This is a genomic window from Pantoea sp. AG702, from assembly GCF_003182295.1.
In the GTDB taxonomy this organism is placed as follows: Bacteria; Pseudomonadota; Gammaproteobacteria; order Enterobacterales; family Enterobacteriaceae; genus Pantoea; species Pantoea ananatis.
The window spans coordinates 23,212-49,601 of sequence record NZ_QGTU01000002.1; the positions used below are offsets into that span (position 1 = coordinate 23,212).

A 26,390-nucleotide genomic window follows, 5' to 3' on the forward strand; every position below is an offset into this window, starting at 1 on the left:
GTGGTTATGTTTAAAGCTCCCATACCCTTACTCGTTCAGGCCGCCGACGCTGTGGCATCCTGATAGCGACTCATTTACCTGCGCAAACGAATCGTGATATGCGCGTTCGCAGCCTTGCTACAGCCCGAATGAGCAGGGTACCCATCAACGCGTGGTGCCCGTTGTGGTTGTGGTTGTTGTACCAGTATTTGCCCCGTCACCACCGCCAGAAGCGGCAACACCGAGTCCTACTAACGCGCCGAGCACGCCGATACCTACAGCGGTCGTCGTACCTGCGGACATGGTGCCCGCCTGTGCGCCCGCTGCAGCACCAGCTTCTTCCGGCGCGGCAAACGCACTGGAAGAGACGGCTACGTAAAGTAATGCCAGACCGGCAATCATGCGTTTTTTCATAACAACACCTACATTGAGTGAATGAAGGATTGCTATCCGACATTTTTGCACAACAGCATAAACCGTTGACGCAAAGCCGAAGGACAGACCCATTACGGGCGCGTCCAGTATAGGGCAACAAAATACCAGAGTTCAGTAATGTAAAAACCTGTCAGTCTGTGAGGGCGTAAACGGGCTAAATTAAGTAAATTCAGCGTTAACTTATTTTAAAGGCATGGGTTTATGTTGAAAAGCCGGATATTTGTCTGCAAAGACGGAGAAAGCAAAGCGGTTTCTACTTATTTAGTATTCTTTGGTACGGAATAAGAATTATCGGAATTTCCTTAAGCGTGGTTAAATTAAATAACATTATAAAACAACGGGTAAGAATGAGTTGCGTGCCGTTTTAGGGCCATTTTTAATAAGATTGTCATGATTTAACCCCGGCTAACTTCGGATTTGCCTCAGCCTATTTTAAGAATTATCCAATCCGTATATCGACTTTTCAGATAAAAAGCGGGTTGCACTCTCCATCATAGAATAAAAAAGGCGACTAAATAGCCGCCTTTTTGTGCCTGTGGAAATTTAACGCCAACGCTTGTAGCGATTAATTAAGGCATTAGTGGAGCTGTCATGACTGGTAATATCACTGTCATTTTCGAGCTCTGGCAGAATACGGTTTGCCAGTTGTTTGCCCAGCTCAACGCCCCACTGATCGAAGGTAAAGATGTTCAGAATGGCACCCTGGGTGAAGATTTTATGTTCATACAGGGCAATCAGGGCACCCAGGCTAAACGGCGTGATTTCGCGTAACAAAATAGAGTTAGTAGGCCGGTTACCTTCAAACACTTTAAACGGCACAATATGCGCGACCGACTCGGCAGACTTTCCGGCGTCGGTGAACTCTTTCTGAACCACATCACGCGATTTACCAAAGGCCAGGGCCTCGGTCTGGGCAAAGAAGTTAGACAGCAGTTTAGGATGGTGATCGGCAAGCGCATTGTGGCTCACAGCAGGGGCGATAAAGTCGCACGGGACCAGTTTGGTGCCCTGATGAATCAGCTGGTAGAACGCGTGCTGGCCGTTAGTACCCGGTTCGCCCCAGATAATCGGGCCTGTCTGATAGGTAACAGGCTGGCCTGCACGGTCAACGTATTTACCGTTCGATTCCATATTTCCCTGTTGGAAATAGGCCGCGAAGCGATGCATATATTGGTCGTACGGCAGGATGGCTTCTGTTTCGGCACCGAAGAAGTTGTTGTACCAGATCCCGATCAGCGCCAGCAGCACCGGAAGATTCTGCTCCGCTGGCGTGGTTGAGAAGTGCTTATCCATGGCGTGCGCGCCGCTCAGCAGCTGCTCAAAATTATCGAAGCCAATAGAAAGGATAATTGACAGACCAATTGCTGACCAGAGTGAATAGCGACCGCCTACCCAGTCCCAGAATTCGAACATGTTGTCCGTATCAATACCAAATTCGCCTACCGCTTTGGCATTAGTGGAGAGCGCAGCAAAGTGCTTCGCAACGTGCTGTTGATCGCCGGCCGTTTTCAGGAACCAGTCACGCGCACTGTGGGCGTTGGTCATGGTTTCCTGGGTGGTGAAGGTTTTAGAGGCGACCAGGAACAGCGTGGTTTCAGGACTCAGATCTTTTAGCGTTTCGGCAATGTGGGTGCCATCGACGTTAGACACGAAATGCATGTTCAGGTGATTTTTATACGGGCGCAGCGCTTCCGTCACCATGAAGGGACCGAGGTCAGAGCCACCGATACCGATGTTAACAACGTCCGTAATGGGTTTTCCGGTATAGCCTTTCCAGTCACCGCCGATAATGCGTTCGGAAAAGCCTTTCATTTTTTCCAGCACGGCGTTGACTTCAGGCATGACATCTTTGCCATCAACGATAATCGGCGTATTACTGCGGTTACGCAGCGCGACGTGCAGCACGGCGCGATCTTCAGTGCGGTTAATCTTCTCACCCGAGAACATAGACTTAATCGCACCGCTTAAATCGGTCTCTTTTGCCAGTGCCTGAAGCTTATCGAGGGTTTCCTGAGTAATGCGGTTTTTCGAAAAATCCACCAGCATCTGGTCGTCAAAGGTGGCTGAGAATTTAGCAAAACGATCGGCATCCTGGGCAAACAGGTCGGCAATTTTCGCCGTTTTCATCTGTTCATAGTGCTCTTGCAGCGCTTTCCAGGCTGCGGTTTGGGTCGGATTGATATTTTTCATGGCAACACTCTTGTTGATATTAAGAACCGTCATTCCATCGGGGTCGCATCGTACCCGGTTAGCATTTCAGTATGACCACAGTTGCAACTGAAAGGAAAATTTTGTCTGCGCCATAAAGGCACCATGATGAAAACACGCTGTTTTACGGTCAATAATGCGGCAAGATTTCAGCCTGATTCCATGGGGGAAAGGCTGAAAAGTATGGCCTGTTAGCAGACCGCATACCTTGTGCCACATCAGAAAGTGGTGGCGTTGCTGAAGCCATTAAGCACTGTAGTCGCTGCATTAGGGCAAAATTTGTTATCCGGTGCGCTCTGCATGAAAAATTGTCCCACAGTGGTCATTGACAGCAGGGCCAGAAATCGATAAATCTATGCGCGCTACTTGCGCACCCGTGCGCAAGCCAGAAGAGGCGCGTCGCCCAGGCAGTGTGTTGGAGGAACCGTATCCGGCGATAACACATCAGGGGGAGCGACGCCGAGGTGGTAAACACACGGTGTGTTGACTGTCGGCTACAGGGGCTGAATCCTCTGGGTTGTCACCAGAAACGTCCACAGTCGGACGTTTTGCAAGGTGGAGCGCTTCTGGGTGACTCGTCTATTCGATCTTACCCGTTTCTGCTCTTTCCTTGTGCTTAGGCTGAATTACTGTTTCTCACCCGTTAACGGATGAGGGCAACGTACCCTGACACGAGGTCATACAATGTCTCTGAATCTGAATGTAGCGAAATTTGGCGGTACCAGCGTTGCCGATTTCGATGCCATGAACCGTAGCGCCGATGTGGTATTGCAGGACAGCAATACCCGGCTGGTGGTGCTCTCTGCCTCTGCAGGCATCACAAACCTGCTGGTCTCTCTTGCCGAAGGCCAGGAGACATCGCAGCGTGCAGCGCAACTCGATGACATCCGCCGCATTCAATACGCCATCATCGATCGTCTGCAAAATCCGGACGTCATTCGCGACGAAATCGACCGCATCATTGATAACATCGGCATGCTGTCCGATGCGGCCGCGCTGGCCACGTCTAACGCCTTAACCGACGAACTGGTCAGCCACGGCGAACTGATGTCGACCTTGCTGTTCGTTGAGATCCTGCGTGAACGCAAGGTTAATGCGGAATGGTTCGATGTACGCAAAGTCATGCGCACCAATGACCGTTTTGGCCGTGCTGAGCCCAATGTGGCCGTACTGGCTGAACAGGTTAGCGCGCAGCTGCAACCGCGTATTGCGGCGTCACTGGTGGTGACCCAGGGCTTTATCGGCAGCGAAGAAAAAGGGCGCACGACCACGTTAGGTCGCGGCGGCAGTGACTACACGGCTGCCTTGCTGGGTGAAGCGTTAAAAGCCTCGCGCGTGGATATCTGGACGGACGTGCCGGGGATCTACACCACCGATCCGCGCGTGGTGCCTGCGGCAAAACGTATTGATGAGATCACCTTTGAAGAAGCGGCTGAAATGGCCACCTTTGGGGCCAAAGTGCTGCACCCTGCGACGCTGCTGCCTGCGGTGCGTAGCGACATTCCGGTGTTTGTTGGTTCCAGTAAAGATCCTGCCGCGGGCGGTACGCGCGTGTGCAATGAGACGGCGAATCCACCGCTGTTCCGTGCGCTGGCGCTGCGCCGCAAGCAAACCCTGGTCACCCTGCACAGCCTGAATATGCTACACACGCCGGGCTTCCTGTCTGAAGTGTTCAATATTCTGGTGCGTCACAACGTGTCAGTGGATCTGATCACCACGTCGGAAGTCAGCGTGGCGTTAACGCTGGATACCACGGGATCAACCTCAACGGGCGACAATCTGCTGAGCCAGGCGCTGCTGACGGAGCTGTCGTCACTCTGTCGGGTGGAAGTGGAAGAAAACCTGGCGCTGGTGGCCATTATCGGCAACGAATTGTCGAAAGCCTGCGGCGTAGGGAAAGAGGTCTTCGGCGTGCTCGAACCTTTTAACCTGCGGATGATCTGCTACGGTGCCAGCAGCTACAATCTCTGTTTCCTTGTGCCGGGCAATGATGCTGAAAGCGTAGTGCGTACACTGCATCACAATTTGTTTGAATAAGCGCTCAGCCGCCACTGGGTTAAAGCCGGGCTCTGTCCGGCTTTTTCACGACAGGCCGCCAGGCGGCACAGCGTGCTTTCACAGTAGTCCCTCACTCGCTCATAAGGATATCTGTTTATGCTTGCCACCTTAACTCGTCTGTTTCCTTTGTGGGCAATTCTGTTGTCTGTCGCTGCCTACTATTCACCCACAACCTTTCTTGGCATCGGTCCATGGGTCGCTTATCTGCTGATGCTGATTATGTTTGGCATGGGCGTAACGCTGAACATTGATGATTTTAAACGCGTGCTGACGCGCCCGGCGCCGGTTATTGCCGGCACCTTCTTACACTATCTGGTCATGCCGCTGGCCGCCTGGGCGCTGGCTAAGCTGTTTCATATGCCGCCGGATCTCGCTGCGGGGATGATTCTGGTGGGCAGCGTTGCCAGTGGAACCGCTTCTAACGTAATGATCTATCTGGCTAAAGGCGATGTGGCCCTGTCGGTGACGATCTCGTCGGTGTCAGCATTGGTGGGCGTGTTTGCCACGCCGCTGCTGACGCGCTTTTACGTGGATACGCACATTCAGGTTGATGTCGCTGGGATGCTACTGAGCATCGTGAAGATCGTCGTGATCCCTATCGGGTTAGGCCTGATTATTCATCACACCATGAACAGCGTGGTGCGCCGGATCGAGCCCTATCTACCAGCCTTTTCCATGCTCTGTATTCTGCTGATCATCAGCGCCGTAGTGGCAGGTAGCCAGGGCTTTATTGCCTCAGTCGGTGTCATGGTGATTGCAGCGGTCATCCTGCACAATGCCATTGGTCTGCTGGGAGGCTACTGGGGCGGTAAACTGTTTGGCTTTGATGAGTCCACCTGCCGCACGCTGGCGCTTGAGGTCGGTATGCAAAACTCAGGACTGGCCGCAACGCTGGGCAAACTTTACTTTTCTCCTCTGGCAGCGCTGCCGGGCGCCCTGTTCTCTGTCTGGCATAACCTGTCCGGTTCACTGCTGGCGGGTTACTGGTCGGGTAAACCTGTTGAGAAAAAGAAGTAGTTTTTTGCCTGTACAACCGATATCACGGGGCCGGATGGCCCCTGTAAATTAATCCCCGTCCCTTTCGTCATCCGGCTGTTCCAGCACCGTGTAGGCCACTGCGCAGAACAGGGAGTTCAGCCGCTTCATATCACCCAGCAGGCCCAGATGGAGTGAGCTGGTTTCAATGCTCTGCACATTCTGCTGGTGCAGGCGATTGACGTGTGAATGGGAATAACGGCGTATTTTCAGGCGGAAACGGTGTTTGGCTCGGCGCAACCGCTTCGCGCTGGTGACGTCGTGCGAGAGGAAAACCGACAGGCTCAGCCGCAGGTTTTCAACCAGCTGTTCGTAGAGTGACTCAAGCTCTTTCATGCCTTCTGGCGAAAAGGTCCGCCGCGCGGCAAGAGACTTATCGGCGACATCGCCGCTCATGCGTTCAATGATATCGCCTGCCATTTCCAGGTTTAGCGACATTTCAATCACTTCTCCCCAACGGCGAGAATCCTGCTCTGATAAATCCTCTTTGGGCATGCGCGCCAGATAGAGTTTGATGGCGGTGTAGAGCACATCGACGTCATCATCCAGCCGCCGCACGCGACGTTCCGCACGTGCTTCTCCACGAACCACTTGCAGAAACGTGTCCAGCATCTGCTCCAGCACGTCGCCCATGCGCAACGCTTCGCGCGCCGCGTTAACCAACGCCAGTGCCGGTGTATCCAGCGCGCTGCTGTCAAGGTGCCTGGGTTTCAGCGTGGTATCGCTTTCGGCATCGTCAGCAATCAGTCGGCAACACAGACGCGCCATGGCATCGGCGAACGGCACCATCACCACGCAGCGAATCAGGTTGTAGAAAACGTGAAAGAAGATCACCAGCTCTTCGTCGTTCACCGGCAGCTTGTCCAGCCATACCGCAACCGGATCGACAAAGGGCAGAATCAATACGCAGCCAATCAGCTTAAACAGCAGGCTGCCCATCGCCACGCGTTTACCCGCCGCGTTGGAGCCACTGCCGTTGATGACGGCCAGTAAACCACTGCCGAGGTTAGCGCCAATCACCAGGCACAACGCCACCTTAAAGGCGATCACGCCCGTTGCCGTCAGGGTGGCCGTAATCAGCACCGCTGCCAGGCTTGAGTAGCTGATAATCGCAAAGACCGCGCCGATCAAGGCATCCAGCATCACATCACCCGTTAAGCTGGAAAACAGCACCTGTACGCCCGAGGCCTGGGTGATTGGCCTGGCGGCTTCGACAATCAACTGCAGCGCCAGCAGGATAAGCCCCAGACCAATGCTGGTACGTCCAAGCTGTCCTGCGCGGGTTTGTTTGCGGCTGATGAAAAACACTACGCCAAAAAAGATAAACAGTGGTGAAAGCCAGGAGAGATCAAACGTCAGGACGCGCGCCATAATGGCTGTCCCGACGTCAGCACCCAATATCACCACCAATGCCGGTGTCAGGCTCACCAGGTTTTGGGCCACAAATGAGGTCACCAGCAGCGTGGTGGCATTGCTGCTTTGTACCAGCATGGTCACGCCAATGCCGGCCAGGAACGCCATGGGTTTCTTTTCTACACTGCGGCTGAGCACCCGGCGCAAATCGGCACCGTATACGCGCATAATTCCGGAGCGGGTAATGTGCGTGCCCCATACCAGAAGCGCAACGGCAGAGAGTAAGTTAAGCAGGGTTAACACGTATAGTGGCTCCTTAACCATCAGGCTTCAGGCGGTTCAGATTGCCAGCCTGATGGAGAACGCAATCTGATCACGTGATTGCCGGACGCTGTGCAATTTTTTTCAGTGTTTTAAACAACCTGCGCAACGTCGACATCTCTAAATGTAGACTACTCTGGCGATCTGCATGGACAAATCCGGCCTGCGCGCACCGCTTCGTTTACCGGGCGAGCCTTTTCAGGCCGATTGGACGGTCAGCGGTAGCGCATCGCACAGGCAGAGACGTTCAGTGGGCGCGGGGCTGGCCGGAGAGGGCTGCGGGTGATACCCGGTTGCTGACCCTGGCAGGTCAGCACAGGAGCGGGTTTAAGACGTTCATGTTCTTAACCCTTCCGCCGCACGGGGAAGGGCGCCAGCTTCAGTATGCTGAGCCCGCCAGCAGGGCATGATGGACTGGCTTATCATGGGGCACATCAAGCAGTGAACACAGGGTGCCACAAAGCTCGGTTTGTTGAGGCGCCAGGCCGGGCCTTAGCGAGAATCCCTCGCCAAACACAAACAGCGGAACGGTCGTTTCTTCTGGCAGCATGCCACCGTGCGACCGGTCGTCGTTCATCCCGTGGTCGGCCGTGACGACGACCTGATAGCCTTCTGCTAGCCAGCCGGGCATCCACTGCGACAGATAGCCATCCGCCATGCGCGCGCGGTTACGGTACTGCGCAGAAGACAGGCCATGCTGATGTCCGGCATGATCGATATTCATCGGATGAATCAGCAGGAAATCCGGGTTGTAACGTAACCGAAGACTCTCGGCATCTTCAAACAGGTGCGAGTCTGGATAGCTGTCATCGACGTAAAAATGACCAAACTGAACAGGCAGGGTCGGGGCCTCAGTGTGGCGATCGCGTGCCGGGACGAAAGGGGTGCGGTTATACAGCTCGCTTATCCAGTGGTAAGCGGCGGCGGCGGTGGTCAGTCCGGCATCGCGCGCATAGTGAAACACACTGCGTTCGCGGCTCATACGGTTAACGTCGTTATGAATGATGCCACTCTGCACCGGCGCAACGCCGGTCAGAATACATTCATACAGCGGACGTGACAGCGAGGGTAGCTCGCAGGTCAGGCTGTAATAATGCCCTCTGTCCTGGGCGCATTCCGCATGCAGGTAACCCATAGCATGTTGAGCAACGTAGTGACTCAGGCCGTCCAAAATCACCAAAATCGTTTTCATGTTTTCTCCTTGCTGCGCCGCTGAATTTGCGCGTCTGAGCCCTCAGGGATCACTGTGAGGTTATCTGACGCGGTGACAGGCTTTGATTTCACGTCTCATTACCGCCTGCGAAGGATCTATTTTGATAGTGTGCGCACACTAACTTATTGCGAGCCGTCTGCTTTCTGGTGACGTCTCGCGTACTGCATCGCGTTTTTTGCGGCCACCTGACTCTGCTCACTGCCAGAGGACAGAAGCCACGCGCCAGCTCAGGGCAGTAAACGCCTTCATCCAGAGACGCCGGTGAAAGCATTGTCTGACGCCGTCGTTCGCAAAAGCCGAGCCAATGTAGTCTGCAGATATGAAAAATGGATGACAGGCTTAACAACCCGCGGCACGGCGAAAATCAGCCGCCGTAACGGGCCGATGTGAGCCGCAGCAACACAGCAATAAAAAAACGGCCTGTACAGCTGTGTCATTCCGCCTTTGGGAGACGGAATTCACCCTGCCTGACAGGGAACACGGCACGTCTCAACGTTGTGTCGGAGAGGGCAGCGGATGCGGTAAGCCTGACGGCTATATTGTGATTTAGGTCACACTAAAGCATGATAACGCTAACCGAACTCCATTCGATTCTCGAGGCGTGACATGAGTGATAAAAATCCTGCAGCACAGAAGATTGCGCGCCTGATGCAGTGGGTGCTGAACGCGGGGCTGTTGATCCTGGCCTTCATTTTGATGGTATTTTTGGGCAAGGAGACGGTACATCTGGCCAATGTGCTGTTTAGCACCGGTGAGCAGGCGTCCTCCTACCTGCTAATTGAGGGCATTGTGATTTATTTTCTCTACTTTGAGTTCATTGCACTCATCGTGAAGTACTTTCAGTCGGGCTACCATTTTCCCTTGCGCTATTTTGTCTATATCGGGATTACGGCCATCATCAGGCTGATCATCGTCGACCATAAAAATCCCTTTGATACGCTGTGCTACTCTGCGGCCATCCTGCTGCTGGTGATCACGCTGTGGCTGGCAAACAGTAACCGGCTTAAACGCGAGTAATCACGTTCTCAGCATTCAGGACGGGTGTTCCTCGTATCGCTCTGCGCTAAACTACCTCTCTGAAAATTTTTAGGGGAAAGTGCCATGACGCAAGACCCGCTCCGTTCGTTACGTTCACTTAACTGGCTAGCGCTGGACGATGCCGCATTGACGCAACCGCTTCGTGACTGGCTAATGGAAGAGGATTCCATGACGCGACGTTTTGAACAGCATTGCCAGAAGGTCAGGGTGGAACCTGTACGTGAGGGCTTTATCTCCGCCGATGAACTCGGCGATGAAGGGGCATTACTCCCTGCCGAGCAGCGTTTCTGGCTGCGAGAAGTCATTCTCTACGGGGATGAGGAACCTTGGCTGGCAGGGCGCACGCTGGTGCCAGAAAGTACCCTCAACGGCCCGGAAGCGATGTTACAGCAACTCGGTACGCGCCCGCTGGGGCGTTACCTGTTCTCGTCCTCAACGCTGACCCGCGATTTCATTGAACCTGGCCGCGTTGATGCGCTCTGGGGACGCCGCTCGCGCCTGCGACTGTCAGGGAAACCGCTGCTGTTAACGGAACTGTTTTTACCGGCTTCGCCGCTCTATCGTGATCAAGGTTAAGGGTTTGACCTGTGCAGAACACACAAAACATGACGAAATGGCAGGCTTACAGCCGTCTGATGCGCATTGATAAGCCGATTGGCGCTCTGCTGCTGCTGTGGCCAACATTGTGGGCGCTGTGGTTGGCAAAGATGGCTGTTCCGCCCCTACACATACTGGCGGTGTTTGTCGCCGGGGTATTTGTTATGCGCGCCGCAGGCTGTGTCATCAATGATTATGCCGATCGCAAGGTCGATGGTCATGTCGAGCGCACGAAGCACCGGCCGCTGGCAAGCGGTGCCGTCACCGCGAAAGAGGCCAAATACTTATTTGTGGTGTTAGGACTGATTGCCTTTGCCCTGGTGCTGAGCATGAACCTGATGACCATCATGCTCTCGGTCGTGGGCCTGGCACTGGCCTGGGTCTATCCGTTTATGAAGCGCTATACGCATTTGCCGCAGGTGGTGCTTGGCGCGGCGTTTGGCTGGGCGATTCCCATGGCATGGTCGGCAGTTAGTGAGTCCTTACCTCTTGTCTGCTGGCTGGTATTTCTGGCTAACATTTGCTGGACGGTGGCTTATGACACGCAATATGCCATGGTCGATCGCGATGATGACCTGAAGATTGGCGTTAAATCAACGGCGATACTGTTTGGCCGCTACGACAAATTCATTATTGGTTTGCTGCAGTTGGCGACGCTGGTACTCATGGCGTGGGTAGGGATGATTCTGGATCTGAACGGGGCGTTTTACTGGACACTATTGCTGGCTGGCGGGCTGTTTGTATATCAGCAAAAGCTGATCGCAGAGCGCGATCGCCAGGCCTGTTTCCGCGCTTTTCTGAACAACAACTACGTAGGACTGGTTCTGTTTCTGGGCGTGCTAATGAATACGCCGCCGTTTTCACAGCTTCTTTAAACGCCATTGACAGGACATCACAGCTAGCTTGTGGATTGGAAAGTGGGTCAAAGCGGGTAGTTGCGCCATGCCAGCACGCGGATAAAAAAGGCGACCTCAATGGTCGCCTTTTTCGTTGTCGCTGACTCGTTAATCGTGCGCGACAGCGCTCTCAATGGTCATGCGTACATCGCTGGTAACCAGCTCAGCCAGGATATGCCAGGTCGCCAGCGTCTGCGCCACGTCTGCATCGCCACTGTCGCTGATATAGCCTTCATCACGCAGTGTGAGCACCAGTGAGGAGAACACCGCTTTATCAAAGAACTCCGGCGCGTTGATGCCGTGCAACACGCTCAGACGCTGCGCCAGGGTACGACTCTCTTTTTCCAGCGTGCCACGGTTGATGGTGGGCTTGGCACTCAGGATGGAGAAAGTAATGGCGTAGCGCTGCAGCGTCTCACGTACACCTGCGGCCAGCAGCTGAAGCGTACGGTAACGCGCGGTATTGAACGACAGCAGGCCCGCTTCAATGGTAATCAGCCCCTGACGCGTCAGTTCCTGGCACAAATCAGTGAGCAACTGCGGCAGTTGGTCATTGCTCCAGCGCAGGAACAGTTCGCTCTTCAGCATGGGGTAAATCAGACTGACCTGACGCAGCAGTTCGGCTTCGCTCAGATTACGGTGCTGCTGCACAATCGCCGCAATCAGCGCTGGCATCACGAGCATATGATGAATGTTATTACGGTAGTAGGTCATCAGCACGGCCTGCTCGCGCGGCAGAATAATGATGTCACCAATACTGTCTTTCTCACTCTCGAACTTGTTCATGCTAAGGGCATGGTCCAGCAAGGCTTCGGCGGACATGTCTGGCAATGTTGCATCCGGTGAGTAGGGCACATTGCGCAGCAACTGGGTGTAGCACTCCAGTTGCTCAATCAGCTGCTCGCGAGTTAGTGAGCGCTGACGTGAAGCAAGCAGGGCGGTCACGCACAGGTTCATGGCATTCGCCGCGCCGGCTTCATTGATTCGCACCATGATGGTGGCCGCGATATCATTCGCCGTTGGGGTTAACCAACCCGGGCGTTGGGCTTCAATGGGATCGATAGAATCCCGCCATTCAGGAACGCGCTTGTTCAGATAATTTATCAGCGGCAGCGGCTCACCAAAATTCACGTATCCCTGGCCGAGGTTACGCAGCTTGCGCAAGCCGCGCACCATCTGCATAAAGCCTTCTTTCTCTTTAACGGCACCGCGCAGTTCTTTCGCGTAGGTTCCCACTTCCATGACGTGTTCATAGCCGATGTAAATAGGCACTAACGTGATAGGGCGCGTACCGCCGCGCAACATGGCCTGCAGCGTCATGGATAACGTCCCGGTTTTAGGATCCAGCAGTCGGCCAGTACGTGAACGGCCGCCTTCAACGAAGTACTCGACGGAATAGCCGCGGGTAAAAAGCTCGCCCAGATATTCGCGGAAAACGGTGGAGTAGAGCTTGTTGCCCTTAAAGGTACGGCGAATAAAGAAGGCACCCAGACGGCGGAAAATCGGCCCGGCAGGCCAGAAATTCAGGTTAATACCGGCGGCGATGTGCGGCGGTACCAGCCCCTGGTGATACAGCACGTAAGACAGCAGCAGGTAATCCATGTGGCTGCGGTGGCAGGGCACATAAACGATCTCGTGTCCGTCCTGCGCCAACTGACGCACGCGCTCACCGCCGTTCACATTGATACCCTGATAGAGGCGGCTCCAGAGCCAGCCCATTACCCGGTCCGTCACGCGAATGGCTTCATAGGAGAAGTTGGCGGCAATCTCTTCCATCATCTCGATGGCGTTCTGCTGCGCTTTCTCATGGGAAATCTTTTTACTGCGTGCTTCGTCTTCTACCGCTTTTTCAATCGCCTTCGATTGCAGCAGGCGGTTGAACAAATCCTGGCGCGCGGGAAGGCGCGGGCCAACAGCCGCCAGACGCTGACGGGCAAAGTGGATACGGGCAACCCGGGCCAGTTTCTGGGCGATGGATTTATCCGTGCCGTGCTCAGTCGCCATACGACGCAGAGAGACGGTCGGTGAGAAGCGCACAAAACTGTCACGTCCATGCCAGAGCACGGCAAAGAATTTTTGTACGCCGTTAAGCAAGCGCAAATGCGGTGGATTGTCTTCACCCTGCACTTCCCGGCCAGGTGCACGACCAAACATAACTGAAACCGGTAACATCTGAATATCAAGCTCAGGATTACTGCGGTGCAGATCAAGATATTCGTGGAAGATTTTTACCGACTCGACGCTGGGCACGAAATAGGGGAACACGCGCGGACCGTCGTGAATAAAGACATGGCGCGGCAACAGGGCCCCGTCAATCTCCAGTGGTGAGAGCGGATCGGGCAGATCGTGCCGGATGCACTGCGCACGCAAAGTGAGGAGATCGGCCTTTGAATCATAAGGCAGGACATACATAATAGGCCGGGTAGGATCTAGCCCATGTTCGGATACGGGATCGGCCGGAATAGCCTTACTCTTTACCAGAAACGAAAGGGGTAAATTCAGTAATTTATAAAAAAGTATACGCCAACCTGACATAGACAATATGAAGCCTCTTGTTAGCAAAGCGGCGCAAGCTTATCAGAAAGCGCAGCAAAAATCTGTGACAGCGACAATTGTGCGCTGCCCAATATTGACGTCAATCCTTTGAAAAGAGTTCCTTTATTATGACAAATAATGCCACCGGCTTTAACCGTATTGTGAAAGCAGCCGGCTATTCATGGCAAGGTCTGCGTGCTGCCTGGCAGCACGAAGCCGCTTTTCGTCAGGAAGCGGTTGCCGCAGTGGTGGCGATTATCCTGGCCTGCTGGCTGGATGTCGATACTGTTTCGCGCATCCTGATGATTGGTTCTGTCGTGCTGGTGATTATTGTCGAAGTCCTGAACAGCGCGATAGAAGCCGTGGTAGACCGCACAGGCCAGGAGCGTCATCCGCTTGCCGGGCGGGCAAAAGACATGGGATCCGCTGCCGTTTTTATCGCAATATTACTGGCCCTTTTTGTCTGGGGAACGCTGCTTTGGTCGCATTTGCGATAAGCGTTCCATCTCGGCTCAAATAACTGATTTTGACCTGAGTTTTGGTTTCCATTTCACCAATACCTGTATATACTCACAGCGACTGTATAAACAACCAGGGGGCGGGATGAAAGCATTAACCAGCAGGCAGCAACAGGTCTACGACTTGATTCGCGACCACATTAATCAAACAGGCATGCCGCCAACGCGTGCAGAAATTGCTGCACAACTCGGTTTTCGTTCGCCCAATGCGGCCGAAGAACACCTGAAAGCACTGGCGCGTAAAGGCGTGATTGAAATTGTCTCTGGTGCGTCCCGCGGTATCCGTTTGTTAATGGAAGAAGAGCCATCAGACGGCCTGCCGCTGATCGGTCGTGTTGCCGCCGGTGAGCCATTACTGGCCCAGGAACACATTGAAACGCATTACAAAGTGGATCCCGACATGTTCAAGCCTTCAGCGGATTTCCTGCTGCGCGTAAGCGGTATGTCAATGAAAGACATCGGCATCATGGATGGCGATCTGCTGGCCGTACACAAAACGCAGGACGTGCGCAATGGTCAGGTTGTGGTGGCGCGCATCGATGACGAAGTCACGGTAAAACGCTGGAAAAAGCAGGGTTCTGTGGTGCATCTCTTACCTGAAAACAATGATTTCGAGCCTATCGTTGTTGACACCCGTGCCCAGTCACTGACCGTTGAAGGTCTGGCCGTGGGCATTGTGCGTAACGGTGAGTGGCTGTAAAACCGGTTAAGATTGTCGGCTTTCGTCAATCTTACTATTCCCCTGCTTGTCCTTACTTTTCCGCTGTGGGTTGACCTGAAACCCCGGCGGTTCATCGCACGGATTCACGAATGCGCTTTCTGACGGCTACCGATAAAAAACTGTGGCGGTTAGCGCTGCCCATGATCCTGTCAAATATTACGGTTCCTTTGCTCGGCCTGGTCGATACGGCCGTTATTGGCCATCTCGACAGTCCGATCTATCTGGGCGGCGTCGCCGTCGGCACGACCGTCACCAGCTTTGTCTTCATGTTGCTGCTTTTTCTACGCATGAGCACTACGGGCTTAACGGCACAGGCATTCGGTGCGGGCGATAAGACCGCGCTGGCGCGTGCGCTGACACAGCCACTGATCATCGCCCTGGTGGTCGGCATCCTGTTTATCTTCCTCCGCTATCCCGTCACCGCATTGGCGACCCGCTTTGTCGGTGGGGATCCGTCGGTGCTGGAACAGGCTGCTCTGTTTATTCATATTCGCTGGCTCAGCGCGCCCGCAACGCTGGCTAACATGGTAATCCTGGGCTGGCTGCTGGGCGTTCAGTATGCCCGGGCACCCGTCATCCTGCTGGTGGTGGGGAATGTCATCAATATCCTGTTAGATCTTTGGTTGGTTCTGGGCCTGCACTGGGGCGTGGCCGGTGCTGCCACCGCCACCGCGCTGGCAGAATACGCGACGTTGCTGGTCGGTATGGCAATGGTGTGGCGCGTATTAAGGCTCCGTGGTATCAGGTTTGATATGCTCGCCCGCAGCTGGCGTGGCGATATTCACCGCCTTCTTCGCCTTAACCGCGATATCTTACTGCGCTCATTGCTCTTGCAGCTCTGCTTTGCCTCGCTGACCGTACTGGGTGCCCGTATTGGCCCGGATGTGGTAGCGGTAAATGCTATCCTTCTGATGTTTATCACTTTTACCGCTTATGCCCTGGACGGCTTTGCCTATGCCGTCGAGGCCTTTGCTGGCGAAGCACACGGGGCAAAAGACGGTAGCCGACTGCAGCAGGTATGGTTGTCTGCCTGTCGCCAGGCCCTGTTAGTGGCGCTGTTTTTCTCGCTGGCCTATGCTTTTTTTGGCTATCAGATCGTGACTTTGCTGACTTCTATTCGTGCACTGCAAGAGGCGGCCGATAGTTTTCTGATTTGGCAGATGGTGTTACCGCTGATCGGCGTCTGGTGCTATCTGCTGGATGGCATGTTTATTGGCGCAACGCGGGGTAGAGAAATGCGTAACAGCATGGCAGTGGCTGCGCTGGGTTATTTCCTGACGCTCACGACACTGCCTTGGCTGGGCAACCATGGTTTGTGGCTGGCTATCGCCGTTTTCCTGGCCCTGCGTGGCTTATCCTTGTGGCTGGTCTGGCGGAAGCACTGGCGTAATGGCACCTGGTTCAATGCCTGACCGCTCAGCCGGAATTATGACGCAGGATACATAATATTTTCATTTTTTCCGGCAATCCTGAAATTACCTACTACAATTAACTTTGAATGGCGCTGATGACCAGCGCTTTATATCGTGATTTTGCTTAACTGCAAGATAATGCGAAACCGAAGGATAACGTGGAGGTCTGCAATGAATAAAGACGAAGCGAGTGGTAACTGGAAACAGTTCAAAGGAAAAATGAAAGAGAAATGGGGCAAGCTGACCGATGATGACATGCAAGTCATTGAAGGTAAACGCGATCAGCTGGTCGGTAAAATCCAGGAACGTTACGGCTACGCAAAAGAAGAAGCGGAGAAGGAAGTAACGGCCTGGGAAGGTTCTAACAAAGATTACCGCTGGTAATCACGCTTTTCAGGGACGCTCCTACCCGGGTCGGTACGCTCATGCCGGCCACCGCACAAGGATGTGCAAACTAGCTCCGCTTACCGCGCTTTTTCCCTTCAGTGTGATGGTCGTGATCACAATGTTCATGCTGTTCACACGCCTCAACTTCAGCACAGTTCTCACATAAACCATGCGCTTCGATCACGCTATTTCTGAGGATAAAATGGGCTTCCTCAGCCAAAGAGGCGATGATCTGCTCCGCGCCCTGAGCCTGCTTTTCGGTCACGCCAGCACAGCGATCGCACACCAGCATAACCGACGTGTGTGCAGGCGCTTCGAAGTGATGGCACATTACGTAGCTGTTATTTGACTCCACCCGATGAATAAATCCCTGCTCCAGCAGGAAATCCAGCGCGCGATAAACGGTGGGCGGTTTTGCCTGTGGCTCGCTAACCCGCAGCTGATCAAGCAGATCATAGGCACTGATTGAGCCAGGCTGTCCGGCCATCAACCTCAGCACTTCTGCTCGCTGTGTTGTCAGGCGGACACCGCGCTGTAAACACAGCTTCTCAGCCTGGGTCATAATTTGCTCTGGCGTCATGGTTGACATGAAAGTTCTCCGCTGGACAGGTGATGTTATCTTATCACAATAATTATGTTGACGCTGAACCTCGCCAGGAGTCCCTAAGCCTGCCTTTTTGGCCGCTTTTCCCCCCTGTTTTCCCCCGGCAACAACCCGCCTGAGACCAGTGTATTTCAGAATGTTTATAGATATTTTTTACTTTTACTTTACATCTCACTGAGTTAAGCACTAATGTTTAAATGTTCTTAATAAAGTGCTGGCTCAGACCGGATTTGCCTGAAGCTTTTCTGGCGGTAACTGCACATATCGGATCGAAAAATAATCAATCCACGGAATTGCGCCACTATTTACTCTGAATTCACAGCAATAAAGCGTTAGCAATCCTCCACAATGGAGCTAACAAACTATTCAGTCGTTAATGTTTTGACGGCAATATTTCAGGTGATGATAAGCAAATGGCAAAATTAACCGTACCACGTTCCGTTCTGGTTTTTCCTGCAGTGTTCAATGCCCTGGTTTTTTCATCTTCCGCGCTGGCCGCAGGAACCTGGTATGATGCCCGTAACGATGCCATGGGTGGAACAGGCGTGGCGTCGTCGACCTACGGATCAGCCGTTCTGGCCAACCCGGCCTTGATGACCAAAGCGAAACCTGATGACGATGTCAGCATCATTATTCCCAGTGCCGGTGCGCAAATCACCGACAAAGACAAGATGGTCGATAAGATCGATAACATCACTGACACAGTGAATCGCTATCAGGATCTGTTCGAAAATGCATCGGGGTTTGAGCTGTTGCGTCGTATTCCTGAGATACAGGCCGCGTCAGGCGACTTAGCGAATACGCTCCGGGACCTACGCGGTAACAAAGCCAATGCCACAGCGGGCGTGGCGATCGCCGTAACCATCCCTAACGAAACCCTGCCTTTTGCTTTTGTGACTAAGGCTTACGGTACAGCACATGTACGCGCAAACGTAAAAGAGGGCGACATTGTCATACTGCAGGGCGTTGCTGATGGCAGCTTTGCAGGTATTCCTGGCGGTCCCTTTGGGCTGGCTAATATCCAAAACTTACTGGGTTCCAGTGCCAATGGGCTGGCTGCACTGAATACGGATTATGGTATTGCCGTTGCGCATGAATTCACCATCGCCGGTCAGCCGGTTTCAATTGGCATTACACCCAAGCTGCAAAAAACCTGGCTGTATAACTATTCCGCCAGCGTCTATAACTACGACAAAAACGATTTACGCGATGGCCGCTACCGCAGCACGGAAAGTGGCTTCAACATTGATGCCGGCATGGCGACAGTGTTTGCTGAAAACTGGACGCTGGGCGTGACCGGACAAAACCTGGTTTCCCGCGATCTGGAAACGAAAGAAGTGAACGGCTACCGCGATACTTACGAAATCCGGCCGTTAGTAACCGCGGGTTTAGCCTGGGATAAAGGTCCCGTTACCCTGACAGGCGATGTTGACCTCACTGAAACCCACCGTTTTAAATCGCAGGAAAACAGCCAGTACGCTGGCGTCGGTGCGGAATACCGTGTACTGGACTGGCTGCAGTTACGTGCTGGTTACCGCGCGGACATGCGTTCGACTGATGAGAACGTAGCCACAGCCGGTTTCGGCCTGTCACCATTCAATAATTCTGTGCACCTGGATCTGGCGGGTTCGGTAGGCCAAAACAATACCTGGGGCGCGATGGCTCAGCTCGGATTTAATTTCTAATCTCCGCCATTCACGGGCGGGCGATACCTTGTCGCCCGCCCTTATGCTATCCTTGCGCAGAATATCATCACTGTTAACCACCGGACCGACTGCGCTTCATGACCGATACTTTTTCATCCCAACGCTTCTCCATTGCCCCCATGCTCGACTGGACTGACCGTCACTGTCGCTATTTCCATCGCCAGCTTACGGCTGACACGCTGCTGTATACCGAGATGGTAACAACGGGCGCGATTATTCATGGCAAAGGCGATTATCTGGCATACAACGAGCAGGAGCACCCGGTCGCATTGCAGTTGGGCGGCAGCGATCCCGTAGCCCTGGCGCAGTGTGCGGCGCTGGCAGAGCAGCGCGGTTACGATGAGGTGAACCTCAATGTCGGTTGCCCGTCAGACCGGGTACAGAATGGTCGTTTTGGCGCCTGCCTGATGGCGGAAGCTGGCTTAGTGGCTGACGGCATCAAAGCGATGCGCGATGTGGTGGATATCCCGGTAACGGTTAAAACGCGCATCGGCATTGACGATCAGGACAGCTATGCTTTTCTTACCGACTTTATCGGCACGGTTGCCGAACGCGGTGGTTGTGACACCTTTATTATCCATGCCCGCAAAGCCTGGCTTTCCGGACTCAGCCCGAAAGAGAACCGTGAGATCCCACCGCTGGATTACCCACGTGTTTACCAGTTAAAACGCGATTTCCCTCAGTTAACGATTGCGATTAACGGCGGCGTTAAAACGCTTGGAGAAGCGAAAACGCATCTTCAGCACCTGGATGGCGTCATGATGGGCCGCGAAGCCTATCAAAACCCCGGTATCCTCGCACAGGTGGATCGTGAATTATTTGGCCGCGACCGTCCTGCTGTCGATCCGGTTGCGGTGGTGCGCGCGATGTATCCTTATATCGAGGCAGAACTGTCGAAAGGCACCTATCTCGGCCATGTCACGCGCCATATGTTGGGCCTGTTCCAGGGCATTCCTGGTGCACGTCAGTGGCGTCGTCATCTTAGTGAAAATGCGCACAAACCTGGCGCTGACGTCCGCGTGCTAGAGGCGGCGCTGGCGTTGGTCGCCGACAAAATTCCTCAGGAAGCCTAGTTCTGCCAAACCAGCCATCAGGCTGGTTTTTTTAACACCATAATTTGGTGAATTTCATCATCCTTGGGCTGGGGCTATTCTGTTATCTTATTTAAAATCAAAAAGTTAACCTTTGGCACGTTTCTTGTAATAAATAATCTATTGATAACGAGGAGCACCAAAATGGACATACTTTTTGTATTGGGTTTTTTCCTGATGCTGTTATTCACCGGCGTGTCCCTGTTAGGCGTCATTGCTGCCCTGATCGTCGCGACGGTGGTGATGTTTATCGGTGGCGTGTTTGCGCTTATCGTACACGTTCTGCCCTGGCTCATACTGGCGGTGGCAGCGGTGTGGCTTTATCGCCGCTTTTTTACTGATGAAGACACACGTCGACGCAACAGGCTCAAACGCCGCTTCAGCCGACTGGAAAGAGATGGCCGGTACTAAATGTGGGCGAGATCACAGGTTAAGAGATTGCCGGTAAGATAATGGCTGCGGACCATACTTTTTACTTATATTTTCTGTCAGGATGGCTCGCGTGATTTCATAATCTGTTCATCGCTTCTGCCCCTACATCAGTGCGAATGAAAAATAAAAGAAGGGCTTCCTGCGGGAAGCCCTTTTTATTTCACGGAATTAACAGGCTCGATCCGTGCGTGGCCCGGCTTTCCAGCACCTGATGTGCCTTACTGGCGTCTTTAAGGGCAAATTGTTGCTGTTCTGGCACATCGACCTTAATCGCACCGCTGGCCAGCAAAGAAAACAGCTCAGCGCTGGCTGTCTCCAGTTCCTGGCGATTGGTGATGTAACCAAACAGGGAGGGCCGGGTCACGAACAACGATCCCTTTTTGTTTAGGATACTGAGATCGATATTGGTCACCGGACCCGAAGCATTACCAAAGCTCACCATCAGCCCCTGACGGCGCAGACAGTCGAGCGAGGCCTCCCAGGTCGCTTTACCCACGGAGTCATATACCACGCCAACCTTTTCGCCTGCGGTCAGTTCCATGACGCGCTGGGCAATATCTTCTTGCTGGTAGTTAATGGTGGCCCAGGCGCCGGCGTTTTTTGCCCGCGCCGCTTTTTCTGAAGAGCCGACGGTGCCAATCAGGTGTGCGCCAAGCGCTTTCGCCCACTGGCAGGCAATCAGCCCAACCCCACCGGCCGCCGCATGAAACAGGAACGTTTCATCCGGTTTTACCTTGTAGGTCTGACGAAGCAGATACTGTGTGGTCAGGCCTTTGAGGAAACTGGCGGCTGCCTGCTCAAAGCTAATTGCGTCTGGTAACAGCATCAGACGCTCTTCAGCTACATTGTGGCGTTCACTGTAAGCGCCCAGCGCCGCCTGGCAATATACGACGCGATCGCCGGGCGTGAAGCGCGTAACGGCCGAACCGACGCGGGTGACGACACCGGCCGCCTCGGTGCCCAGCCCCGAGGGAAAATGGCCCGTTGGATACAAACCGCTGCGCACGTAGGTATCAATATAGTTAATGCCAATCGCGCGATTCTCTACCTGGATTTCATGCTCGGTGGGATCGGCAAGCTCAAAATCGACCCAGTTTAAGACCTCGGGACCGCCGTGTGCGTTGAACTGAATACGCTTTGCCATTCTTACTCCTGTGATTGTTTCATCATGAGGGTGAGGCGCGCCCCTTAACTGAGGTATACTTGCGCGTCCCCACAGAAGATCGGTAATGCATTCACTATGGCAGGAAATAAACCCACCAACAAATCGAACGAAACGCAGGATCGCCAGTTGGAAGGCGTGAAAATGCCCCCGCATTCGCTGGAAGCGGAACAGTCGGTACTGGGTGGGTTAATGCTGGATAACGAGCGCTGGGACAATGTGTCCGAACGCGTCGTGGCTAATGATTTCTTTAATCGCTCGCACCGTCTGATTTTTTCCGAGATGCAGCGCCTGCTGGAAAACAGTAAGCCAATCGATCTGATCACCCTGTCAGAATCGCTCGAAACGCGGGGCGAACTGGAAATGGCAGGCGGTTTCGCCTATCTGGCTGAGCTGGCCAAAAATACGCCCAGTGCTGCGAACATCGGCGCTTATGCCGATATCGTGCGCGAACGCGCCGTGGTGCGCGAAATGATCGCCGTGGCAAATCAGATCGCCGATGCCGGTTACGATCCGCAAGGGCGCAGCAGTGAAGATCTGCTGGATTTTGCTGAGTCGAACGTATTTAAGATTGCAGAGGCCCGGGCCAATAAAGATGACGGCCCAAAGAACATCGAGCAGATTCTTGAAGCGACCGTTTCTCGCATTGAGTCGCTGTATCAGACGCCGCATGATGGTGTCACCGGAGTGGATACCGGCTACCAGGACCTGAATAAGAAAACCGCCGGGCTTCAACGGTCAGACCTGATTATTGTGGCTGCCCGTCCGTCTATGGGTAAAACCACCTTTGCCATGAACCTGTGCGAAAATGCCGCGATGTTGCAGGACAAGCCGGTTCTGATTTTCAGTCTGGAAATGCCCAGCGAGCAGATCATGATGCGTATGCTGGCTTCCTTGTCGCGCGTGGATCAAACGCGCATCCGTACCGGCCAGCTCGACGATGAAGACTGGGCGCGGATTTCAGGCACCATGGGCATCCTGCTGGAAAAGAAGAATATGTATATCGATGATTCTTCAGGCCTGACGCCAACCGAAGTGCGTTCGCGCGCGCGTCGTATCTACCGTGAGAACGGTGGACTGAGCCTGATTATGATCGACTACCTGCAGCTGATGCGCGTACCGGCACTGTCAGATAACCGTACGCTGGAAATCGCGGAGATTTCGCGTTCACTCAAAGCGCTGGCAAAAGAGCTGAATGTGCCGGTGGTGGCCTTATCCCAGTTAAACCGCTCTCTGGAGCAGCGCGCAGATAAACGCCCGGTGAACTCCGATCTGCGTGAATCCGGATCGATCGAGCAGGATGCCGACTTGATCATGTTTATCTATCGCGATGAGGTCTACCACGAAAACAGCGATCTTAAAGGGATTGCCGAGATCATCCTGGGTAAGCAGCGTAACGGCCCCATCGGTACCGTTCGCCTCACTTTTAACGGTCAGTGGTCGCGTTTCGATAACTACGCTGGGCCGCAATACGACGACGAGTAATGCTGCTGCATGCGGACATGCACGATCTGTGCATGTCCGCCCCCGCCGTGCGAAATAGTGTTGGACAAGCCTGCAGATAATCGGGTTATCTGTAGTAAAGCAACACTTTACGCGATGGAAACAGCATGACTCATGTAGACGATTACGATCTGAAAATCCTCACTCTGTTACAATCCAATGGCCGCCTTACTAATCAGGAACTCAGTGATTTAGTGGGTCTTTCTGCATCGCAATGCTCACGCCGCCGTATCAATCTTGAACAGGCAAACCTTATTCTTGGCTATCATGCGCGTTTGTCGCCCGACGCCGTCGGTCTTGGCATGGTTGGGCTAATCGAAGTGCGCCTGATCAACCATACTGCAGACTATGTTGAGAGCTTTCATCAAATGGTGGAACGGGAAGAGGCCATTGTTGATGCTTATAAAACCACCGGCGATGCCGACTATCTGCTTAAAGTCGCGGTAGCTGACTTAGCCTCGCTCAGTGCCTTAATCAGTCAGCTTTTAGCCGGGCACCAGAGCGTTTCCCATGTCAAAACGTCGGTCGTGCTAGGCAGACTGAAAGAGAATGGCATGATGATGAGTGCGGAACCGGCTGTGCGCCAAAAAAGCGCATGATATGCCATTTTGGTGCAGATTAAACGCGATAAACCGCCTGATTTTGCGCTATCTGTGCATAAAATAAGTCGGTGTTGCACGAAAGTCCCCGCCCGGACGGGCGAGAACGGTGATCTTCTGTCAACCTGTTGCCAGCGCAGCCCGGCTGGCGCAGTTATTGCATCAGTGCGTCATTACCCGTACTGAGACAGCATCATGGATAACATTGTACAACCCGCTCATATTCCCCACTCTCGTCTTGAAGATGCGCTTGCAATTCTGCTCGGCACGTTAATGGTGTCGTTCGGCGTGATTATGCTGAAGCAGGCGGGCGCGCTGACCGGCAGCATGGCAGGCCTCGCGTTTTTAATCAGCTACCTGTCGCCCATGTCTTTTGGCAGCGCCTTTTTTCTCATTAACATCCCGTTTTACTGGCTGGCCGTAAAACGGATGGGCTGGGAATTTACCCTGAAAACGTTCAGTGCCGTCGGACTGGTGTCGCTTTTTACCCACCTGCACCCGCTGTTTATGCATTTTTCCGCGCTGAATCCTTTTTATGCGGCATTGTTCGGTAACGTCATCATGGGGATTGGGTTTATAGTGTTGTTTCGTCACAAAGCCAGCCTGGGTGGAATCAATATTCTGGCGCTGTGGTTACAGGATCGTTTCGATATCCGCGCAGGTAAACTGCAAATGGCGGTAGATACCTGCGTCGTGCTGGCGTCACTTTTTGTCGTCAGCCTGCCAATGTTGCTTGCTTCTGTAGCCGGTGCGGTGGTGCTTAATGTGATTATCGCAATGAACCATCGCCCCGGGCGGTACAGGGTTTAGTGGCCCCTTTTATTTCTAGACCAACCATGGAGATCTGCACCGTGTTCCAAAACGTTGATGCCTATGCTGGCGACCCTATTTTGTCGCTGATGGAAGCCTTTAAACAGGACCCGCGCGAGCATAAAGTGAACCTGAGTATTGGGCTTTATTACAACGAGCAAGGCATCATTCCTCAGCTACAGGCCGTGGCCGATGCTGAGGAACAGTTGCGTGCCGAGCCGCAGCAGGCGTCGCTTTATCTGCCAATGGAAGGATTGAGTACCTACCGCAACGCGATTGCCCCGTTGTTATTTGGTGCCGATCATCCGGTGCTAAAAGCGGGCCATGTGGCATCCATCCAGACATTAGGCGGTTCGGGCGCGCTGAAAGTGGGCGCGGATTTCCTCAAGCGCTATTTTCCGCAGTCAAACGTCTGGGTTAGCGATCCGACCTGGGAAAACCATGTCGCTATTTTTAGCGGTGCCGGTTTTGAGGTGAAGACCTATCCCTGGTACGATCCTGAAACTAACGGTGTCCGTTTCGATGCCTTCCTCAACACGCTGAAAACCTTACCAAAGCAGAGCATCGTGCTGTTGCATCCGTGCTGCCACAACCCAACCGGCGCCGACCTGACCAATGCTCAGTGGGACGAAACCGTCGCGGTGTTGAAAGCGCAGGAACTGATCCCGTTTCTCGATATCGCCTATCAGGGCTTCGGTGCCGGAATGGAAGAGGATGCTTACGCGATGCGTGCGGTTGCCGCCGCGGGCCTGCCTGCGCTGGTCAGCAACTCCTTCTCGAAAATTTTCTCGCTCTACGGCGAACGCGTCGGTGGGTTGTCCATCGTGTGCGACAGCGCTGAAGAGTCCAGCCGAGTTCTGGGTCAGTTAAAAGCGACCGTGCGTCGCAACTACTCCAGCCCGCCGAATTTTGGTGCGCAGGTTGTGGCACGTGTCCTGAACGACGCGGCTTTAAAGGCAAACTGGCTGGCAGAAGTGGAAGCGATGCGTCTGCGTATTATCGATATGCGTCAGGCGCTGGTACAGGTGCTGAGCACGGCATTACCGGGCAAGCGCTTCGACTACCTGTTAAAGCAACGCGGCATGTTCAGCTACACCGGCCTGAGCGCGCAGCAGGTGGATCGTCTGCGCGAAGAGTTTGGTGTTTATCTGGTCGGCAGCGGTCGTATGTGCGTGGCTGGCCTCAACAGTAAAAACGTTCACCAGGTTGCAGAAGCGTTCGCCGCGGTCATGTAATTTACGGCCGTCACAGGTTCTGGCCGCCAGCATTGTCTGGCGGCTTTTTTATTTTCAGGCTTCGGGTTTACCTTTGCGCCACATTCTGCACACTTAAATGGTCTGACAGATTCAGGGAAAAAATTATGTGGCATCAACAAACGTTGGTCTTAAGCGCGAAATCTCGTGGTTTTCATCTGATCACGGACGAAATCGTGCAGCAGTTGACGGGATTACGTGATATCAGAACGGGACTGGTGCATTTGCTGTTGCAACATACTTCAGCCTCACTGACGTTGAATGAAAACTGCGATCCTACGGTTCGACGTGATATGGAGCAGCATTTCATGCGCCACGTCCCGGAAGACGCACCTTATCAGCATGACTATGAAGGTCGTGACGATATGCCCGCGCACATTAAATCGTCCAGTCTCGGCGTATCGCTGACATTGCCCGTGCAGCGCGGTCAGCTGGTATTAGGCACCTGGCAGGGGATTTGGTTGGGTGAGCATCGCATTCACGGCGGTGCCCGGCGTATCGTTGCCACCTTACAAGGGGAATGA

The 26,390-nt window shown here is 53.7% G+C and carries 24 protein-coding genes and 1 riboswitch; of the genes, 17 read left to right on the top strand and 7 right to left on the bottom strand.

Annotated features, from left to right (window positions below):
* Positions 1 to 144: 144 nt before the first annotated feature.
* Positions 145 to 393 (bottom strand): exopolysaccharide production protein YjbE, encoded by a 249-nt coding sequence (gene yjbE / locus DFO57_RS06510; protein WP_026020991.1) that lies wholly within the window; start codon positions 391 to 393, stop codon positions 145 to 147.
* 564 nt (positions 394 to 957) lie between these two features.
* A complete protein-coding gene (gene pgi / locus DFO57_RS06515) occupies positions 958 to 2,604 on the bottom strand; it encodes a glucose-6-phosphate isomerase (RefSeq protein ID WP_014606951.1) in 1,647 nt (548 codons plus the stop codon).
* 399 nt (positions 2,605 to 3,003) lie between these two features.
* Positions 3,004 to 3,196: riboswitch (Lysine riboswitch) on the top strand.
* Positions 3,197 to 3,306: 110 nt separating this feature from the next.
* Between pgi and lysC the strand changes: the two genes are divergently transcribed.
* Positions 3,307 to 4,659 (top strand): lysine-sensitive aspartokinase 3, encoded by a 1,353-nt coding sequence (lysC, locus tag DFO57_RS06520; RefSeq protein ID WP_110015190.1) that lies wholly within the window; start codon positions 3,307 to 3,309, stop codon positions 4,657 to 4,659.
* A gap of 117 nt (positions 4,660 to 4,776) precedes the next feature.
* Positions 4,777 to 5,697 carry a ketopantoate/pantoate/pantothenate transporter PanS gene (gene panS, locus DFO57_RS06525; protein WP_013024148.1) on the top strand — a complete coding sequence of 307 codons (921 nt, stop codon included), beginning with the start codon at positions 4,777 to 4,779 and terminating at the stop codon, positions 5,695 to 5,697.
* A gap of 48 nt (positions 5,698 to 5,745) precedes the next feature.
* Here panS and DFO57_RS06530 read toward each other — a convergent pair whose 3' ends face one another.
* Both DFO57_RS06530 and DFO57_RS06535 read right to left on the bottom strand, forming a co-directional pair.
* Positions 5,746 to 7,371 carry a Na/Pi cotransporter family protein gene (locus tag DFO57_RS06530; RefSeq protein WP_014606950.1) on the bottom strand — a complete coding sequence of 542 codons (1,626 nt, stop codon included), beginning with the start codon at positions 7,369 to 7,371 and terminating at the stop codon, positions 5,746 to 5,748.
* Between the two features lie 397 nt (positions 7,372 to 7,768).
* Positions 7,769 to 8,581 carry an alkaline phosphatase family protein gene (locus tag DFO57_RS06535; RefSeq protein WP_014595057.1) on the bottom strand — a complete coding sequence of 271 codons (813 nt, stop codon included), beginning with the start codon at positions 8,579 to 8,581 and terminating at the stop codon, positions 7,769 to 7,771.
* 627 nt (positions 8,582 to 9,208) lie between these two features.
* Here DFO57_RS06535 and psiE point away from each other — a divergent pair.
* The 3 genes from psiE (at position 9,209) to ubiA (ending at position 11,112) form a co-directional block, all read left to right on the top strand.
* On the top strand, positions 9,209 to 9,619 hold the full coding sequence (gene psiE, locus DFO57_RS06540) for a phosphate-starvation-inducible protein PsiE (protein WP_013024151.1): 411 nt from the start codon (positions 9,209 to 9,211) through the stop codon (positions 9,617 to 9,619).
* A gap of 84 nt (positions 9,620 to 9,703) precedes the next feature.
* Complete coding sequence (gene ubiC / locus DFO57_RS06545) at positions 9,704 to 10,216, top strand: chorismate lyase (protein WP_072136291.1); 513 nt, start codon at positions 9,704 to 9,706, stop codon at positions 10,214 to 10,216.
* A gap of 11 nt (positions 10,217 to 10,227) precedes the next feature.
* Positions 10,228 to 11,112, top strand: a complete 885-nt coding sequence (gene ubiA, locus DFO57_RS06550) for a 4-hydroxybenzoate octaprenyltransferase (protein ID WP_029569358.1) — start codon at positions 10,228 to 10,230, stop codon at positions 11,110 to 11,112.
* A 129-nt stretch (positions 11,113 to 11,241) separates the two neighbouring features.
* On the opposite strand, the gene plsB is transcribed toward ubiA, so the two are convergent.
* Positions 11,242 to 13,668, bottom strand: coding sequence for a glycerol-3-phosphate 1-O-acyltransferase PlsB (gene plsB / locus DFO57_RS06555; RefSeq protein ID WP_014595060.1), 2,427 nt, complete (start codon positions 13,666 to 13,668; stop codon positions 11,242 to 11,244).
* Between the two features lie 128 nt (positions 13,669 to 13,796).
* Here plsB and DFO57_RS06560 point away from each other — a divergent pair, with 128 nt between their 5' ends.
* From DFO57_RS06560 to DFO57_RS06575, 4 genes are all read left to right on the top strand, one after another.
* The gene (locus DFO57_RS06560) at positions 13,797 to 14,165 is read left to right on the top strand and encodes a diacylglycerol kinase (protein ID WP_110015191.1); all 369 of its coding nucleotides are present in this window, start codon (positions 13,797 to 13,799) and stop codon (positions 14,163 to 14,165) included.
* Between the two features lie 106 nt (positions 14,166 to 14,271).
* Positions 14,272 to 14,886, top strand: a complete 615-nt coding sequence (lexA, locus tag DFO57_RS06565; RefSeq protein ID WP_014606946.1) for a transcriptional repressor LexA — start codon at positions 14,272 to 14,274, stop codon at positions 14,884 to 14,886.
* Between the two features lie 110 nt (positions 14,887 to 14,996).
* On the top strand, positions 14,997 to 16,319 hold the full coding sequence (gene dinF, locus DFO57_RS06570; protein WP_105079056.1) for an MATE family efflux transporter DinF: 1,323 nt from the start codon (positions 14,997 to 14,999) through the stop codon (positions 16,317 to 16,319).
* A 171-nt stretch (positions 16,320 to 16,490) separates the two neighbouring features.
* On the top strand, positions 16,491 to 16,703 hold the full coding sequence (locus DFO57_RS06575; protein WP_014606944.1) for a CsbD family protein: 213 nt from the start codon (positions 16,491 to 16,493) through the stop codon (positions 16,701 to 16,703).
* 70 nt (positions 16,704 to 16,773) lie between these two features.
* On the opposite strand, the gene zur is transcribed toward DFO57_RS06575, so the two are convergent.
* On the bottom strand, positions 16,774 to 17,295 hold the full coding sequence (gene zur / locus DFO57_RS06580; protein ID WP_013024159.1) for a zinc uptake transcriptional repressor Zur: 522 nt from the start codon (positions 17,293 to 17,295) through the stop codon (positions 16,774 to 16,776).
* 428 nt (positions 17,296 to 17,723) lie between these two features.
* Between zur and DFO57_RS06585 the strand changes: the two genes are divergently transcribed.
* From DFO57_RS06585 to pspG, 3 genes are all read left to right on the top strand, one after another.
* Positions 17,724 to 18,995 carry a conjugal transfer protein TraF gene (locus tag DFO57_RS06585; protein WP_013024160.1) on the top strand — a complete coding sequence of 424 codons (1,272 nt, stop codon included), beginning with the start codon at positions 17,724 to 17,726 and terminating at the stop codon, positions 18,993 to 18,995.
* A gap of 98 nt (positions 18,996 to 19,093) precedes the next feature.
* On the top strand, positions 19,094 to 20,089 hold the full coding sequence (dusA, locus tag DFO57_RS06590; protein WP_110015192.1) for a tRNA dihydrouridine(20/20a) synthase DusA: 996 nt from the start codon (positions 19,094 to 19,096) through the stop codon (positions 20,087 to 20,089).
* 162 nt (positions 20,090 to 20,251) lie between these two features.
* Positions 20,252 to 20,518: an envelope stress response protein PspG gene (pspG, locus tag DFO57_RS06595; protein WP_014606942.1), complete on the top strand. Its 267-nt coding sequence runs from the start codon at positions 20,252 to 20,254 to the stop codon at positions 20,516 to 20,518.
* Positions 20,519 to 20,699: 181 nt separating this feature from the next.
* On the opposite strand, the gene DFO57_RS06600 is transcribed toward pspG, so the two are convergent.
* Complete coding sequence (locus tag DFO57_RS06600; protein ID WP_015701265.1) at positions 20,700 to 21,683, bottom strand: quinone oxidoreductase; 984 nt, start codon at positions 21,681 to 21,683, stop codon at positions 20,700 to 20,702.
* Between the two features lie 96 nt (positions 21,684 to 21,779).
* Between DFO57_RS06600 and dnaB the strand changes: the two genes are divergently transcribed.
* The 5 genes from dnaB to DFO57_RS06625 all read left to right on the top strand — a co-directional run bounded on the left by dnaB (position 21,780) and on the right by DFO57_RS06625 (position 26,390).
* Positions 21,780 to 23,186 carry a replicative DNA helicase gene (dnaB, locus tag DFO57_RS06605; RefSeq protein WP_013024164.1) on the top strand — a complete coding sequence of 469 codons (1,407 nt, stop codon included), beginning with the start codon at positions 21,780 to 21,782 and terminating at the stop codon, positions 23,184 to 23,186.
* Between the two features lie 125 nt (positions 23,187 to 23,311).
* Entirely contained in the window at positions 23,312 to 23,803 is a 492-nt protein-coding gene (locus DFO57_RS06610; protein WP_110015193.1) for an Lrp/AsnC family transcriptional regulator, read from the top strand.
* 195 nt (positions 23,804 to 23,998) lie between these two features.
* Positions 23,999 to 24,613: a YitT family protein gene (locus DFO57_RS06615; RefSeq protein WP_110015194.1), complete on the top strand. Its 615-nt coding sequence runs from the start codon at positions 23,999 to 24,001 to the stop codon at positions 24,611 to 24,613.
* 41 nt (positions 24,614 to 24,654) lie between these two features.
* The gene (locus tag DFO57_RS06620) at positions 24,655 to 25,848 is read left to right on the top strand and encodes an amino acid aminotransferase (RefSeq protein ID WP_024471455.1); all 1,194 of its coding nucleotides are present in this window, start codon (positions 24,655 to 24,657) and stop codon (positions 25,846 to 25,848) included.
* A gap of 125 nt (positions 25,849 to 25,973) precedes the next feature.
* Positions 25,974 to 26,390: a secondary thiamine-phosphate synthase enzyme YjbQ gene (locus DFO57_RS06625; RefSeq protein ID WP_014606939.1), complete on the top strand. Its 417-nt coding sequence runs from the start codon at positions 25,974 to 25,976 to the stop codon at positions 26,388 to 26,390.

What these genes read in the sequence shown, in the direction of transcription:
- yjbE (WP_026020991.1), bottom strand. Translation starts at nt 393, where the DNA reads ATGAAAAAACGCATGATTGCCGGTCTGGCATTACTTTACGTAGCCGTC.
- pgi (WP_014606951.1), bottom strand. Translation starts at nt 2,604, where the DNA reads ATGAAAAATATCAATCCGACCCAAACCGCAGCCTGGAAAGCGCTGCAA.
- lysC (WP_110015190.1), top strand. Translation starts at nt 3,307, where the DNA reads ATGTCTCTGAATCTGAATGTAGCGAAATTTGGCGGTACCAGCGTTGCC.
- panS (WP_013024148.1), top strand. Translation starts at nt 4,777, where the DNA reads ATGCTTGCCACCTTAACTCGTCTGTTTCCTTTGTGGGCAATTCTGTTG.
- DFO57_RS06535 (WP_014595057.1), bottom strand. Translation starts at nt 8,581, where the DNA reads ATGAAAACGATTTTGGTGATTTTGGACGGCCTGAGTCACTACGTTGCT.
- psiE (WP_013024151.1), top strand. Translation starts at nt 9,209, where the DNA reads ATGAGTGATAAAAATCCTGCAGCACAGAAGATTGCGCGCCTGATGCAG.
- ubiC (WP_072136291.1), top strand. Translation starts at nt 9,704, where the DNA reads ATGACGCAAGACCCGCTCCGTTCGTTACGTTCACTTAACTGGCTAGCG.
- plsB (WP_014595060.1), bottom strand. Translation starts at nt 13,668, where the DNA reads ATGTCAGGTTGGCGTATACTTTTTTATAAATTACTGAATTTACCCCTT.
- DFO57_RS06560 (WP_110015191.1), top strand. Translation starts at nt 13,797, where the DNA reads ATGACAAATAATGCCACCGGCTTTAACCGTATTGTGAAAGCAGCCGGC.
- lexA (WP_014606946.1), top strand. Translation starts at nt 14,272, where the DNA reads ATGAAAGCATTAACCAGCAGGCAGCAACAGGTCTACGACTTGATTCGC.
- dinF (WP_105079056.1), top strand. Translation starts at nt 14,997, where the DNA reads ATGCGCTTTCTGACGGCTACCGATAAAAAACTGTGGCGGTTAGCGCTG.
- DFO57_RS06575 (WP_014606944.1), top strand. Translation starts at nt 16,491, where the DNA reads ATGAATAAAGACGAAGCGAGTGGTAACTGGAAACAGTTCAAAGGAAAA.
- zur (WP_013024159.1), bottom strand. Translation starts at nt 17,295, where the DNA reads ATGTCAACCATGACGCCAGAGCAAATTATGACCCAGGCTGAGAAGCTG.
- DFO57_RS06585 (WP_013024160.1), top strand. Translation starts at nt 17,724, where the DNA reads ATGGCAAAATTAACCGTACCACGTTCCGTTCTGGTTTTTCCTGCAGTG.
- dusA (WP_110015192.1), top strand. Translation starts at nt 19,094, where the DNA reads ATGACCGATACTTTTTCATCCCAACGCTTCTCCATTGCCCCCATGCTC.
- pspG (WP_014606942.1), top strand. Translation starts at nt 20,252, where the DNA reads ATGGACATACTTTTTGTATTGGGTTTTTTCCTGATGCTGTTATTCACC.
- DFO57_RS06600 (WP_015701265.1), bottom strand. Translation starts at nt 21,683, where the DNA reads ATGGCAAAGCGTATTCAGTTCAACGCACACGGCGGTCCCGAGGTCTTA.
- dnaB (WP_013024164.1), top strand. Translation starts at nt 21,780, where the DNA reads ATGGCAGGAAATAAACCCACCAACAAATCGAACGAAACGCAGGATCGC.
- DFO57_RS06610 (WP_110015193.1), top strand. Translation starts at nt 23,312, where the DNA reads ATGACTCATGTAGACGATTACGATCTGAAAATCCTCACTCTGTTACAA.
- DFO57_RS06615 (WP_110015194.1), top strand. Translation starts at nt 23,999, where the DNA reads ATGGATAACATTGTACAACCCGCTCATATTCCCCACTCTCGTCTTGAA.
- DFO57_RS06625 (WP_014606939.1), top strand. Translation starts at nt 25,974, where the DNA reads ATGTGGCATCAACAAACGTTGGTCTTAAGCGCGAAATCTCGTGGTTTT.